The sequence below is a fragment of the Shewanella electrica genome, from assembly GCF_022321485.1.
Taxonomy (GTDB): Bacteria; Pseudomonadota; Gammaproteobacteria; order Enterobacterales; family Shewanellaceae; genus Shewanella; species Shewanella electrica.
In genome coordinates this window covers 182,331-195,919 of sequence record NZ_JAKOGG010000002.1, presented here as the reverse complement: position 1 = coordinate 195,919, position 13,589 = coordinate 182,331, and the positions used below count along the sequence as shown (strand labels likewise).

Genomic DNA, 13,589 nt, shown 5'->3' with positions numbered 1-13,589 from the left:
GAAAGCTGCCAATCGTGGAAAAGATTGGCGGTCACGAACCAAGGTGAAAGGTCGGCTCGTTACGAGATTGAGCGTATTTTTAAAATAATACGCGACGATTATACACAAATTTGCACTAATTAGGGCATTCTGTGCCGAAATGGTCGGATTAATCCTATTTGGTTGCGGAAACATCAGCCGATGTGGAGATCCCTGCAGTTAAATTAAACCGCATCGCCTCTTCAAACGACCAATCGACAAAAATCAGATCAGTGCGCTTCACTAAGCTAGTAATACCGGCCATTTGATAAGACAACTGAAACAACACCGGCACCCAATCACCTTCGGGTAGCGCATCCAACAACGGTTGCGGCGCCGTTTCCGTCATAATAAAGCCCACCACAAAACCGCCGTTAGCTTGTTTCACCAGTACAGTTTGTTGATGTTTCGGTTTGGACGGGTCGCGATTCATCAGTGAGGCAATGTCACGAATACTGCCGTACACCGATTTAAACAGTGGGAAACGCATCAATTGCCGTTCAATCCAGCTCCACAACCAAGCAATGGGGCTGACCGAGAACAGCAAACCGGCGATAAACACCAATAACACCACCAGTACAAATCCAGCACCGGTAAACCATTTATGTTGGCCAATCAGCGACAACATCAGATTGCCAAGCTCATCCAAGGATGCAAATAACGACCAAAACAGCCACAGGCTTAACGCCATAGGTAACACGTTGAGCAAACCACGGATAAGGGTACGCTTCATAACAACCTCAAAATAACATGAGCGACATCGCCAAACGGCTATGTTAACACTGCCGCAGTTAACTGGAATCAGCTTTATGACGTTATTGCGCCGATAAAAACGCCGCCTAATCTGGCGGCGCTCATTGAAACGCAAGCAACAGATGATTTGGTGCGTTAATCTTTTTCCATCTCTTCATACGACACATGGCGCACATCGCGGCCTTTGACGTAATAAATGACATATTCACAGATGTTCTTACAGCGATCACCCACCCGCTCCACCGCGCGCGCCGCCCACAGCACATCGAGAATACCGGGAATCGAACGCGGATCTTCCATCATGTAAGTCATCAGTTGGCGAATAATGCCCTCGTACTCTTTATCGAGCAGCGCATCTTCTTTGTGCAGTTCAATGGCGGCTTCTACGTCCATCCTCGCTAACGCATCTAAGGTAGAGTGCAGCAAACGAGTGGCGTGGCGCCCCATGCTTTCGATACTCACCAACAGTGGCTGTTGGTTATTGCTACGTTTTTCCAGTGCAGCTTTGGCAATGCGTACACAAGCGTCGCCAATCCGTTCCAAGTCAGCAATGGTTTTGGAGATCGCAATCACCAAGCGCAAGTCGCTAGCGGCGGGTTGCCGTTTGGCAATAATACGAGTGCATTCTTCGTCGATGTCGACTTCCATACCGTTGACGCGGTGGTCACCTTCAATCACCTTTTGCGCCAACTCCATATCTAAAGCGCCTAACGCATCTAATGCTTGCTCTAGCTGCTGTTCGACTAAGCCGCCCATCGCCAACACTTTGTTGCGAATATCTTCTAGCTCGGCATTAAACTGGCCAGAGATATGACGGGTGAGTTGTTTATTATCCATCGTTATTATCCTTATCAGCCCCTAGTGCTTAGCCGTAGCGACCGGTGATGTAATCTTCGGTCTTAGATTTTTTCGGCGTAGTAAAAATAGTGTTAGTGTCGGCGTATTCGATCAGCTCGCCCAGATACATAAAGGCGGTTTGATCAGACACGCGCGCCGCCTGTTGCATGTTGTGCGTCACAATCACCACAGTGAAGCGCGACTTAAGATCGGTGATCAGCTCTTCAATGGTCAGCGTCGAAATAGGATCCAGCGCCGAGGTGGGTTCGTCGAGCAATAGAACTTCCGGCTCAATCGCAATCGCCCGCGCGATAACCAAACGTTGTTGCTGACCGCCAGATAAACCAAAGGCGTTATCATGCAAACGGTCTTTCACTTCGTCCCAAATCGCGGCACCGCGTAGCGAACGCTCACACGCTTCATCGAGTTCACGACGGTTATTCATGCCCTGCAATCGCAGGCCATAAACCACGTTTTCGTAGATCGATTTGGGGAACGGATTGGGCCGTTGAAACACCATACCGACATTGCGGCGCAACTTGGCAACATCGACCGATTTATCATAGATATTATGGCCGTTTAGCAGCACTTCACCGCTGATGCGGCAATCATCCACGAGGTCGTTCATGCGGTTGATACAACGCAGCAAGGTAGATTTACCGCAACCGCTGGGGCCGATAAACGCGGTGACTTGTTTGCGTGGAATTTTCATCGACACATCAAACAACGCCTGTTTGTCCGCGTAATGCAAATTTAAGCCGTTAATTTCCAGCGCCGTTTGTTCTGGTGTGAGTTGGCGCAGATCCACTTTGCCCGAAGGGCCATGAGCGGCATCAAGTGACATCATAATATTCAGTAATCCTATCTCTTTGGTCTACAGCCATCAGTTTTCGAGTGAGCGATATTTCTCGCGCAAATAGTTACGCACACTGATCGCCGTTAAGTTGAGCGTCACAATCACCGTCACTAGCAAAAATGAGGTGGCGTACACCAATGGCCGTGCCGCCTCCACGTTCGGGCTTTGGAAACCGACATCGTAAATATGAAAGCCAAGATGCATAAACTTACGCTCAAGGTGTACATACGGAAAATTCATATCCAGCGGCAAGTTAGGCGCCAATTTGACCACGCCAACTAACATCAACGGCGCCACTTCACCCGCTGCGCGCGCTACTGCCAAAATCAAACCGGTCATAATTGCTGGGCTTGCCATCGGCAACACAATACGAAACAGCGTTTCTGCCTGAGTCGCACCGAGCGCCAAACTGCCTTGGCGAATCGAGCTGGGAATACGGCTCAGCCCTTCCTCGGTTGAGACGATCACCACTGGCAATGTCAAAATCGCTAAAGTCAGCGCTGACCACAACATCCCCGGCGAACCAAAGGTCGGTGACGGCAAAGCCTCAGGGAAAAACAGCTGGTCGATGGAGCCACCAATCATGTATACAAAAAAGCCTAGCCCAAATACGCCATAAACAATCGATGGCACACCAGCTAAGTTGATCACCGCAATGCGGATAATGCGGGTTAACCAACCGTTTTTGGCATATTCGTGCAGATAAACCGCCGCAATAACCCCAAATGGCGTCACAATCACCGCCATCAACAACACCATAAACACGGTGCCAAAAATTGCCGGGAACACGCCACCTTCGGTGTTGGCCTCGCGCGGTTCATCGCTAACAAAATGCCCTACCCGCTGGCCCCATGTCAGCAACTTTTGCCATGTAGACAAACGGTTGCTGTAGGTAACGTTCAGCACAGTATCCAGTGACAAAGTGACCAATTCGCCACGCATATCTTTGACCACCACCGCATCACGACCAGCTTGTTCACGCATCGCAAATAATTGCTGTTCTAACTGCTGATATTGCTGCTGGTACTGCTGTTGCTCGGCGGCAATCTCGGTTTGGTGCGCCTCGGTATAATCATCGTTCAATTGATATTTGCGCGCCTGTAACCGCAGCCGTTCCAATTGGTAGTTGATTGCGCCAATATCGTGTTTTTGCAACGCATCGGCTTGCGCATTTAACGCCACGGCGTGGTCAATACGTTGTTGCAGTAACTGTTCAACTGAGGCGGTTTCCAGCTTGGTGCCCGCTTGCAACACCGCGACTGGCTCACCATAAAAGTTACCATTTTTACTGCGCTCAAATACCGCCAATTCCTTGGGTTCGCTGCGAGTAAGAATATCGGAAGCCAGAATCCAGCGGAAATCGAGACTCACCAGTTCACGGTTACCAGTTTTCACCAGAAAGCGCTCAACAAACTCGCCAGTATCTGCCGGAAAATGGTGCCCTGCCGCCTTTAAACGGTCAGTCGGCACTTGCTCGCGATCATGGATTTCGCCGATTAAACGGTATGGCTGACCGTTATCATCCTGCAACTCCCATTGATAAATCGTCGCTGGCCAGAAATAGCTCAGGCCACGCCAAGCGATCAGCAATAGCAAACCAAGCACCGCAATCAAGCTGATGCTTACCGCCGAGCCGGTGAGCCAAATCCATGGCGAGCCAGATTTAAACCATCTGCCCATTATGCCCACTCGCGACTATTGAAAGAGTTCATCATCATAGATCCTGCTTACAAGGCGCTATAGCGCTCACGCAACCGCTGACGCACAACTTCAGCGATGGTGTTGAATACAAAGGTAAATAAAAACAGTACAAACGCGGCGAGGAACAGAATGCGATAATGCGAGCTACCGATAGCAGACTCTGGCATTTCTACTGCGATATTGGCCGCCAAGGTACGCATGCCTTCAAACATGCTCCAGTTCATAATGGCGGTGTTGCCGGTTGCCATCAGCACAATCATGGTTTCGCCCACGGCACGGCCAAGGCCCATCATCACGGCCGAGAAAATCCCCGGACTGGCAGTCAGTAATACTACGCGGGTCAGCGTTTGCCACGGCGTGGCCCCCAGTGCCAAGCTGCCATTAGACAAATGACGTGGCACCGAGAAGATGGCATCTTCCGCGATAGAAAAAATGGTTGGGATCACCGCAAAGCCCATAGCAATCCCCACCACCAGCGCATTACGTTGATCAAAGCCTAGCCCTAAGGTTTGGGTGATGAACAAGCGGCTATCGCCGTCAAACAGCCACATCTCAACGGCGGGGCTCAGTTGGAAACACAGCCAACCGATAAAACACACCACCGGGATCAACATCAACTCTTGATAGTTTTCCGGTAGCCATTGTTTCACCACTGGTGGCGATATCGACCACGCATAAGCTACCAACAGCACGCCGATAGGCTCAAAAATCAGTAACATTAACAAGCCGGGTAGATGCGATTCCACCAGCGGCGCTAACCACAACCCCGCCAAGAAGCCCAAGATCACCGTTGGCAGTGCTTCCATGATTTCAATGGTCGGCTTGACCACCGAGCGCACTTTGCTTGACATAAAATAAGCGGTGTAAATCGCCCCAGCTAAGGCGATTGGCGTAGCAAACAGCATGGCGTATAACGCCGCTTTCAGGGTGCCAAACGCCAGCGGCGTTAAGCTAAATTTAGCTTCAAAGTCGTCGGTGCCCGAGGTGGACTGCCACACATAATCAGGCTCTGGGTAACCTTCGTACCACACTTGTTGCCATAGCGCGCTCCACGACACTTCTGGATGCGGATTGCTCACATCAAACAGCTGCAAACCGTCAGTCGTGGCGGTAATTAAGCCATCGGCGCGGGGACTAAAAGCCACCGCTTGTAGGTTTTCCACCGGCAGTTGCTGCGATAGCAGTTGTCGCTCACTGGTGGTGTACAACAAAGTCAACTGACCGGAATCACTCACCGTGGCAAAGCTGCGGCGATAAAACTCGCTGGCGAGATCGTCTACTTGCCCTAGTTTGCTGAACTGGCGGATGTATTGGTAACGGCGACCATTCTCACCATTGACCTGAAAATACTGTGCAACCACACCATCGCTATAACTCACCAACACCGAACTCGCACCAGCCAGCAACTCCACGTCAGTCACGCGGGCATTGGCTCGCTCCAAACTCACCACTTGTTGCAGTGATACATCATTGGCTTGTTGAATGTGATAGATAAACAGCTTGTTACCCGACAGCAACAGCGCCTGCTGTTGATCTGGGGTCAACAACTGCTGACTGACCTTACTTGGCGTATCTGGCAATTGCTGTTGGCTGGTTTGCCATTCAACCTCTTCGGTGAGCATGTTTTGCTCACCATCCATGCGCACCAAATGCCAATGCTGCGCATCATCGGCGTAGATAAAACTCAACTGCTGTTTACTGTAGGCAAATGCCAGTTGGCGCACGGCTTGATCAACCGAGGCTAATTGCAGTGTCGGAGTCGTCAGCGGATAACGGATCGTGGGTGTAATCAACCGCTGGTTATTAGGATAGGTCACCACAAAATCGATGTTCGCCAGCAGCACTTGGCCGTTATCAAAACCAAAGGCGAACGCCTGCTGGCTCGGCATTGAGCGCGCGGCACTGGTGATAGTAGCGCCAGCGGGTAATGGCAGTGCTTGATGATGGACTTGCTGGTTAACGGCGCTGACAAAATCCACACTGCCGTCATTCAATACGCGATATAGCTGTTGCCGCTGCTCATCACTGCCGAGCAGTAACACTTGGCTCTGGCTTGGTGGCACGGCAATGCTCGCCTTCGGCGTCACCGAGGCCGAGGCAAAAATTGGATTTATGACATACAGTAGATAAAAGAAGATCAGCAGCAAGGCGACAAACACCATGATGCCACCAAAAGAAACACCTAATTGCGTGAGTTTATCTTTGACTGCCCGACGGTTTCCGCGCCGCGCCTGTAAAATGTCATGCTTTAAGGGTGCAGGCTTAGCAACCTGACGTTCCATTCAAAACCTCAATATTAAAACTCGTGAACAATGCCGCTGTGATTCATTATCGGCCTGTGCTAACAATAAATGACACCACACCCTGCCCCAACGCGAGGGCGAAGTAGGGCACGCTGTATTATATGACGCCTAGATGACAATAATGTTACAGCGCATAACGCAATGAGCATACAGGAGTTCGCAAAATATGGGTCGATATCTCATAACCTTACAAGTGCCAGACCGCACCGGACTGGTAGAGCAGATTGCCAACGCAGTGAGCCATCACGGCGGCAACTGGCTGGACTCAGAGTTACGCCATATTGATGGCATCTTTGCCGCCATTCTGCTGTTAGAGATTGACGGCCAACATTGGGACGACCTTATTGAAGCACTTGAGTCTATCGACGGTATGTCGCTCACCCACGCGGCCGCAGGCACGCAAACCAAACCCTATAAACGGTTAACCTTGAGCTTAGTGGCTTACGACCGCCCTGGTTTAGTCAAAGAGATCTCCAATAAAGCCAGTAGCTTAGGCATCAATATTGAACAGTTTAGCAGCAAATTTGAAAGTGCCAGCCACACTGGCATTGCGTTGTTTCGCGCCACCATCGGCTTAACCTTGACCGACAACCAACAGGAAACCCTGCTGACCGAAGCACTGTATGAGATTGGCGATGATGTGGTCATCGACAAGTTACGCAGCCGTCAATCATAGCAGCGTTGAGTTAATCGCTTTTTTCTATCACAAACAAGTTTTAAGCCTGATAAACTGCCGCCCATAAAATAATAGCTTAGAGCAATAGCATGATTGGAACGCTGGACAAAATGGCTGTCACCCTTGGGGATGACGGCATCGCCCAATATCAACTGCGCGTTGGTGAACAAACCTTGGATCTGAATCCACTGATTGGTCAACCGTTAACGCTCACTCACACTGGCAATATCTATTGCTGCAACTGCGGTAAACGCACTAAGAAAAGTTACTCCCAAGGCCACTGCTTTGTCTGCATGAAAAAACTGGCGAGCTGTGACATGTGTGTGATGAAGCCAGAAACCTGCCACTTCGACCAAGGCACCTGCCGCGAACCAGATTGGGGCTTAAGCCACTGTTTTGTGCCGCATTACGTCTATTTAGCCAACACCTCTGGCGTTAAAGTGGGCATTACCCGCCACACCCAACTGCCTACCCGTTGGTTGGACCAAGGCGCCACTCAAGGTATGCCGCTGTATAAAGTGAACTCGCGTTACCTTTCGGGGCTAATCGAAGTTGCATTAGCCGAGTTGATTGCCGATAAAACCAACTGGCAAGCCATGCTGAAGGGCGATAACGATCCGCTTAATTTACCGCAACTGGCGAACGAGCTACTGCCACAAATTCAGGCGCGTATTAGCGAGCTAGATAACAATGCCAACTTTGCGATTGAAGCACTTACGCCCGAAATTACCGCGATTAATTATCCGGTGAGCCAATACCCGCAAAAAATTAAATCGCATAATTTTGATAAGGATGTCGTCGTCAGCGGCACCCTACTCGGGTTAAAAGGCCAATATCTGATCTTTGATACTGGCGTGATTAATATTCGTAAGTTTACTAGCTATGAAGTTGAAGTAAGCCACTAATCTCACGAGATGCCGCCATTCTTGCCCAACAATGGCGGCTATATTTCCGCATAAGTATGTAATAAGTCGCCAATAGTCCTTACAGCTAACAAGTCTATTAACGCACAAACTTGTAACTTTTCCATTAACATTAAGCAAAAGCTAATTAATTTAGACTCTATCTTGGAGATCAATATGTTAGCTAAATAGCCACTGTTCGACCTTGGTCGGATTCTAGCCAACTACCTCTATTCGTTAACATCATGAAAATAACCATGCTTTACGCTAAGAGGTAATCACCGATGAACGCGATTTTGCTGATGTTAATGGGATTAGGCGCCATGGCCTTAGGCTATTTCGTTTATTCCAAATTTATCTGCCAAAAAATCTTTAAAGTTGACCCTAACTTTGTCACCCCTTCGCATGCGATGAGCGATGGTGTCGATTATGTGCCAACCAACAAATATGTGCTCTGGGGCCACCACTTCACCTCAGTTGCTGGGGCGGCGCCAATTATCGGCCCGGCTATCGCGGTAATTTGGGGCTGGGTGCCCGCCTTCTTATGGGTCACACTCGGCACCATCTTCTTTGCTGGTGTGCATGATGCTGGCGCCATTTGGGCCAGTAACCGCAACAAAGCCAAATCGATTGGTGCGGTGACCGGTGACGTCATCGGCGCCCGCGCGCGTTCGATCTTTATGATTGTGATCTTCTTAGTGCTATTGATGGTTAACGCAGTATTCGCGGTGGTAATCGCCAAGCAGTTGATCAGTTTCCCCAGCGCCACCATTCCGGTATGGGGTGCAATTGTGGTGGCATTGATTGTCGGCCAACTGATTTATCGCAAACTGATCAATCTGTTAGTGGTCACCATTGTGGGTGTTATCGCGCTTTACGGCATGATCTACGTTGGCCCGATGATGCCAATTTCGCTGCCAGAAACCGTTGGCGTACTCACCAATAACGAGACGTGGATTATCCTGCTGTTTGTCTATGCAGCCATTGCCTCTTTGTTACCAGTATGGATGCTGCTGCAACCACGCGACTACATCAATGGTATTCAGCTGTTTATCGGCTTGGGCTTATTGTACGGTGCAGTGATTATCTCTGGCCCAGAGATTGTTGCCCCCGCGTTTAATACCGATGTGCCAGCAGGCACGCCATCGATTGTGCCGCTGCTGTTTGTGACGATTGCTTGCGGCGCTATCTCCGGTTTCCACGGTTTGGTGGCATCAGGTACTACCTCGAAACAGTTGGATAAAGAACCCGACCTGCGCTTTGTGGGTTACTTTGGTGCCATCGGTGAAGGTTCACTGGCGTTAGCCGCCATCATTGCCACCACTGCCGGTTTTGCCACATTAGCTGATTGGCAGAGTGTTTATCACGCCTTTGGTCAAGGCGGCGTCGGCGCGTTTATTCGCGGCGGGGCCAATATTCTGGAATCTGGTCTTGGTATCGACGAAACCATGGCGCAAACACTGCTGACGGTAATGGTGGTGTTGTTTGCCGGTACTACCATGGATACAGGGCTGCGTCTGCAACGCTATATTTTCCAAGAATGGGGCAGCATTTATAACATCAAGTGGATGAGCCGTGGTTCAGTCGCCACTCTCCTCGCGGTGGGCAGCTGTTTACTGCTGGCGTTTGGTGCCGGTGGTGATGGTTCTGGTGGTTTGTTGATTTGGCCATTGTTCGGCACCACCAACCAATTATTGGGCGGTTTAACCTTGCTGGTGATCACCGTGATGTTGGTGAAACTGGGCCGACCAATGATCTATACCCTCGCACCATTGGTGTTCCTGCTGGTGATGACTATCGCGGGGTTGATTATTCAGCTGAAAGGTTTCTACGTCAAAGAAGACTGGTTTCTGTTCACCCTCGACCTGATTGTGCTGATAGCGGCCATTGTGATTACCCTTGAATGTGTTGCGACGTTGACGCGCACCATCAAGGAGCGCAAAGCGGCCGATGCCGGGAGCAACTAATGATAAAGCTTGAGAAGATCCGTCGCCTGTTTCGCGATGCCAGCCAGTTTGCTGAAGAAGCCTACAACGCGCCGTTTCGAGCGGCAGTAGCGCGGGCGCGGCGCGAGCAGGACGATCTTTTCATGCTGTTAGTGTTTTCGGAAATGATGGGCGTGCCAAATCCCGCTAGCTATTACACGCTGGAATTGCAGCCCATCATGTTAGAAAAATTCCATGATTGGCATAAGCGCATGGGCATGCCCCACTCGCCGCTCGATCAATTTAAATGTTGTTGAGGTCTAGATGTTACTGACCGAAAAACGCGTTATTTGGGTAGGTGGTAAAGGCGGTGTCGGAAAAACCACGGTGTCTAGCTCACTGGCACTGCTGGCCGCCAATCGCGGCCGTAAGGTGCTACTGGTTTCCACCGACCCGGCTCACAGCCTAAGTGATGCCTTTGCGCGTCACATTGGTAACCATATCACCCGCATGGCACCGAATCTGGATGCGCTTGAGATCGACCCCGATGCCGAGGTGGAGCAACATCTCGCCCAAGTCACCAGCCAACTCAAACGCTTTACCCGCCCCGAAATGTTTGGCGAAATTGAACGACAGATGCGGCTAACGCGCCAATCACCAGGCGCGCAAGAAGCGGCCTTGTTGGAACGCATCGCCAAAACCATTGAACTGGCGCAACAGCAATACGATTTAGTGATTTTTGATACCGCACCAACCGGCCACACCTTGCGCTTGCTCAGTTTGCCCGAGGCGATGGCAGCGTGGACTCAAGGGTTACTAAAGGCCAATGAAAAGTCTGAAAAACTCGGCGCGGTGCTGGAGCATCTGACGCCGAAAGCTGGCCGCGATGTGACCAATCCATTTGATGACCCGAGCGAACACGCCACCGCGGGTATGGACCCACGCAACAAGGCGATTGCCGACACGCTGCTGACCAGACAACGGCTGCTGCAACGCACACGGGAAATTTTGTTAGATAAACAGCAAACCGCGCTGCTGTTTGTGCTCACGCCCGAAAAACTGCCGATTTTAGAAACCAGCCGCGCCGTTGACACGCTGCTCGATGAAAAGCTGCCGTTAGCGGGTTTAGTGGTTAACCGGATTTTGCCCGATAATGCCGATGGTGAGTTTCTGGCGCAGCGCCGCGTGCAGGAGCAAAAACACCTCGCCGATATCGACCAACGCTTTAGCAAACTGCCGCGGTTTAAATTGCAGCTACAACCCACCGATATTGAAGGCATTGATGGCCTTAATGCGATGGCAGAGCGCTTGGCGAGCAGTGGAATTTAAGCTCTCGCACCGCGCGATAACGGCGTTACCAATTGTCGTACTCGACATAACTGAGTTATGGATAAAAATGGTGGATTGTTGGCATTATCGAGTGGATGCCGAATAAAGATTTCTGTGGATTAACGCCCCAAACAGGGGCAATAACACGTAGGCTAAAATACGGAATGAAGTGACGAGAGCCTACGTGTTAGTGTCACGCTGACTTGGTTTGTTAGGTATTCATTACTCACCGTACTCTGATAAATACAGCTTGATACCTAGGCGCCCCATTATAGACATTGCTTCTGGTGATAATATTGCCCCGCCGCCACATGCATTCTCTCTTATAGTAAAACCAAGATCTGCTATGTACTTTGCTGGTACGAGATTGAGAGGATTTGTGAGCAGCCAGGATTCTAGCGCTTCTATCTGAGATCGTAATTCCCAACCACCTTCTGCAAGTTGAGCTACTTTTTCATCTGAACCATCTACTTTGACATAAATTGGCACCGAACATTCCTTGTATACCTAACTGTTACTTAAATGGCGGCACGCAGTGCCGTCCAGTTTCGAGTTTTTGTTAGGTATTTTGTAACCGAGCAGCTATATGTTCATGCGCGGCTCCAGATATGTCTGTACCAATAGCATTGCGTTTGAGATTTTTTGCAGCAATGATGGTTGCGCCTGAACCAAAAAATGGATCTGCTACTACGTCGTGTTCGCTGGAGCTTTGTTCAATTAACACCTCGATCAAAGCGGTTGGTTTCTCTGTGGGATATCCACGAATAATTCTTTTTTCACTCAAGATGTCAGGTATTGATAAGTTTTTAAGTTTTCTCTTACCTTTTTCAAAAAAGAGAATAATTTCATATTTTGCTCGGTAGTGATAACCCATACCAATAGCACATTTATCCCAAATTATAGGTTTCCAAAATTTAAAGCCCATTTGTTCCGCTATTGGTTTAACGACGAACATGGTTTCTTGGTCGCAAAACAAATAGAAATGGCTGTTTTTTTTAAGAACTCGATAAATTTGTTCAAATAATTCTTCAAATCGAGAGTTTGGAAAAATCGTAAACCATTCATTACTTGATGATTTACTGATCTTTAATCTTGTTGTCGTACCGATTGCTCGATGTTTTTCTAATGATTCATACGGAGGATCAGTAATTAATAGGTCTACGCTTTGATCCGGTAGACTGCGTAACCAATCTACCGCATCTAATGTTGATAATTTAGGCAATTTATTTCAGTTCTTCACAGTAAATAGCACCTTCATGAGGTGATGGTGCAGGATGTTTTGGGCGACATTCAGTGCAATGGCTTTGTGGCCCTTCAGGGTGTTTCGGTGTTGCTCTTTTAGGCGTTTCGCCGAAACGGTCAGGGTAGGCATAATATACATGCTGTTCGCCATTTTCTAGGGAACAATGGGGACAAGATTTGAGTGTATTATTATTTTTCCATTGCGCTTGTTTTAGTGGTTTGCCACAAATTTTACATATCATGTTATCTCCTTGATTACCGATATAAATTTCCGAAAAAACACCTAACACCTCACTAAGGGGCGATAGCACATGGACTAAAATTAGGAACGAAGTGACACAGCCCATGTGTTAGCGTCCCAGCGAGCGAAGCGAGAGTCTTGAGTGGTTTGTTATGCATCGTTGCCAAAGTATTTATTGTTTAGCAAAACAAAAGACCAAGCCAAAATTGCTACACCAGTTACTTTACTAAATGGCACTTGGAAATCTACAAATTGCTCGGGAAACAGTCCGATAAAACCTAACGGCATTATGAATATAGCAATAATTGGAGCTACATCTTCTCCACTAAAGAGGTAAATGCTTATATAAGCCATGACAAAAAATATAATGCCAGCGAGAAAAAATCCACCAAGAGCAAACGCTACATAAGTCTCGATTAAGCCCGCATTTTGCCAATTTTGATAGGAAGGGCCTAATTCAACTAATAAAGAAGCAATCAACGCAGGGATGAATATTTTGCCTGCAAGATCATCTATTGCCTTTGCGTAAGTTGTTGCAAATGATTCAGACATCAATAAACCCTTTAAGATGCACAACATTGTATTAGTACGTATACGCCTTTACCTCATTAGATCAGTAAAAACGCACACAGTTAACTATCTGTATGTACTGAACTTATCAGCATTCTGCTCAATACACCATCCGCACAACGCGTAATTTTTGGTCGCCACTCAGCTTAATATGCGGAAATTTCAATTAGTGCTGGATAAAACTCATCGTTAAGCGTGAGTCATCAGCAGCCCAACCAAGCCCCTTGCTCCCTTAC

The 13,589-nt window shown here is 48.8% G+C and carries 14 protein-coding genes; 5 read left to right on the top strand and 9 right to left on the bottom strand.

Going from position 1 to position 13,589, the window contains the following annotated elements:
* Window positions 1-154: 154 nt before the first annotated feature.
* The 5 genes from L9G74_RS03420 to L9G74_RS03400 all read right to left on the bottom strand — a co-directional run bounded on the left by L9G74_RS03420 (window position 155) and on the right by L9G74_RS03400 (window position 6,447).
* Window positions 155-751 (bottom strand): DUF502 domain-containing protein, encoded by a 597-nt coding sequence (locus L9G74_RS03420; RefSeq protein ID WP_238894880.1) that lies wholly within the window; start codon window positions 749-751, stop codon window positions 155-157.
* Window positions 752-906: 155 nt separating this feature from the next.
* The gene (phoU, locus tag L9G74_RS03415) at window positions 907-1,608 is read right to left on the bottom strand and encodes a phosphate signaling complex protein PhoU (protein WP_238894879.1); all 702 of its coding nucleotides are present in this window, start codon (window positions 1,606-1,608) and stop codon (window positions 907-909) included.
* Window positions 1,609-1,636: 28 nt separating this feature from the next.
* On the bottom strand, window positions 1,637-2,452 hold the full coding sequence (gene pstB, locus L9G74_RS03410; protein WP_438944546.1) for a phosphate ABC transporter ATP-binding protein PstB: 816 nt from the start codon (window positions 2,450-2,452) through the stop codon (window positions 1,637-1,639).
* A gap of 39 nt (window positions 2,453-2,491) precedes the next feature.
* Complete coding sequence (gene pstA / locus L9G74_RS03405; RefSeq protein WP_238894877.1) at window positions 2,492-4,144, bottom strand: phosphate ABC transporter permease PstA; 1,653 nt, start codon at window positions 4,142-4,144, stop codon at window positions 2,492-2,494.
* Between the two features lie 47 nt (window positions 4,145-4,191).
* On the bottom strand, window positions 4,192-6,447 hold the full coding sequence (locus L9G74_RS03400; RefSeq protein ID WP_238894876.1) for an ABC transporter permease subunit: 2,256 nt from the start codon (window positions 6,445-6,447) through the stop codon (window positions 4,192-4,194).
* A gap of 187 nt (window positions 6,448-6,634) precedes the next feature.
* On the opposite strand from L9G74_RS03400, the gene L9G74_RS03395 reads away from it, so the two are divergent.
* From L9G74_RS03395 to L9G74_RS03375, 5 genes are all read left to right on the top strand, one after another.
* Window positions 6,635-7,144 carry a glycine cleavage system transcriptional repressor gene (locus L9G74_RS03395; protein ID WP_238894875.1) on the top strand — a complete coding sequence of 170 codons (510 nt, stop codon included), beginning with the start codon at window positions 6,635-6,637 and terminating at the stop codon, window positions 7,142-7,144.
* Window positions 7,145-7,233: 89 nt separating this feature from the next.
* The gene (locus tag L9G74_RS03390) at window positions 7,234-8,049 is read left to right on the top strand and encodes a DUF2797 domain-containing protein (RefSeq protein WP_238894874.1); all 816 of its coding nucleotides are present in this window, start codon (window positions 7,234-7,236) and stop codon (window positions 8,047-8,049) included.
* 281 nt (window positions 8,050-8,330) lie between these two features.
* Entirely contained in the window at window positions 8,331-10,013 is a 1,683-nt protein-coding gene (locus L9G74_RS03385) for a carbon starvation CstA family protein (RefSeq protein ID WP_238894873.1), read from the top strand.
* Complete coding sequence (locus L9G74_RS03380; protein WP_238894872.1) at window positions 10,013-10,288, top strand: cory-CC-star protein; 276 nt, start codon at window positions 10,013-10,015, stop codon at window positions 10,286-10,288. The genes L9G74_RS03385 and L9G74_RS03380 overlap by 1 nt, the downstream gene beginning before the upstream one ends.
* 7 nt (window positions 10,289-10,295) lie before the next feature.
* Complete coding sequence (locus tag L9G74_RS03375) at window positions 10,296-11,300, top strand: ArsA family ATPase (protein WP_238894871.1); 1,005 nt, start codon at window positions 10,296-10,298, stop codon at window positions 11,298-11,300.
* A gap of 222 nt (window positions 11,301-11,522) precedes the next feature.
* On the opposite strand, the gene L9G74_RS03370 is transcribed toward L9G74_RS03375, so the two are convergent.
* The 4 genes from L9G74_RS03370 to L9G74_RS03355 form a co-directional block, all read right to left on the bottom strand.
* On the bottom strand, window positions 11,523-11,789 hold the full coding sequence (locus L9G74_RS03370; RefSeq protein WP_238894870.1) for a hypothetical protein: 267 nt from the start codon (window positions 11,787-11,789) through the stop codon (window positions 11,523-11,525).
* Window positions 11,790-11,859: 70 nt separating this feature from the next.
* Window positions 11,860-12,522, bottom strand: a complete 663-nt coding sequence (locus L9G74_RS03365) for a DNA-methyltransferase (RefSeq protein WP_238894869.1) — start codon at window positions 12,520-12,522, stop codon at window positions 11,860-11,862.
* Between the two features lies 1 nt (window position 12,523).
* Window positions 12,524-12,784 (bottom strand): hypothetical protein, encoded by a 261-nt coding sequence (locus L9G74_RS03360; RefSeq protein ID WP_238894868.1) that lies wholly within the window; start codon window positions 12,782-12,784, stop codon window positions 12,524-12,526.
* 149 nt (window positions 12,785-12,933) lie between these two features.
* A complete protein-coding gene (locus L9G74_RS03355; protein ID WP_238894867.1) occupies window positions 12,934-13,335 on the bottom strand; it encodes a hypothetical protein in 402 nt (133 codons plus the stop codon).
* Window positions 13,336-13,589: the final 254 nt, after the last annotated feature.

Excerpts from the sequence above, each read along its gene's own strand:
- L9G74_RS03420 (WP_238894880.1), bottom strand. The coding sequence starts at position 751 with ATGAAGCGTACCCTTATCCGTGGTTTGCTCAACGTGTTACCTATGGCG.
- phoU (WP_238894879.1), bottom strand. The coding sequence starts at position 1,608 with ATGGATAATAAACAACTCACCCGTCATATCTCTGGCCAGTTTAATGCC.
- pstB (WP_438944546.1), bottom strand. The coding sequence starts at position 2,452 with ATGTCACTTGATGCCGCTCATGGCCCTTCGGGCAAAGTGGATCTGCGC.
- pstA (WP_238894877.1), bottom strand. The coding sequence starts at position 4,144 with ATGGGCAGATGGTTTAAATCTGGCTCGCCATGGATTTGGCTCACCGGC.
- L9G74_RS03400 (WP_238894876.1), bottom strand. The coding sequence starts at position 6,447 with ATGGAACGTCAGGTTGCTAAGCCTGCACCCTTAAAGCATGACATTTTA.
- L9G74_RS03395 (WP_238894875.1), top strand. The coding sequence starts at position 6,635 with ATGGGTCGATATCTCATAACCTTACAAGTGCCAGACCGCACCGGACTG.
- L9G74_RS03390 (WP_238894874.1), top strand. The coding sequence starts at position 7,234 with ATGATTGGAACGCTGGACAAAATGGCTGTCACCCTTGGGGATGACGGC.
- L9G74_RS03385 (WP_238894873.1), top strand. The coding sequence starts at position 8,331 with ATGAACGCGATTTTGCTGATGTTAATGGGATTAGGCGCCATGGCCTTA.
- L9G74_RS03380 (WP_238894872.1), top strand. The coding sequence starts at position 10,013 with ATGATAAAGCTTGAGAAGATCCGTCGCCTGTTTCGCGATGCCAGCCAG.
- L9G74_RS03375 (WP_238894871.1), top strand. The coding sequence starts at position 10,296 with ATGTTACTGACCGAAAAACGCGTTATTTGGGTAGGTGGTAAAGGCGGT.
- L9G74_RS03360 (WP_238894868.1), bottom strand. The coding sequence starts at position 12,784 with ATGATATGTAAAATTTGTGGCAAACCACTAAAACAAGCGCAATGGAAA.
- L9G74_RS03355 (WP_238894867.1), bottom strand. The coding sequence starts at position 13,335 with ATGTCTGAATCATTTGCAACAACTTACGCAAAGGCAATAGATGATCTT.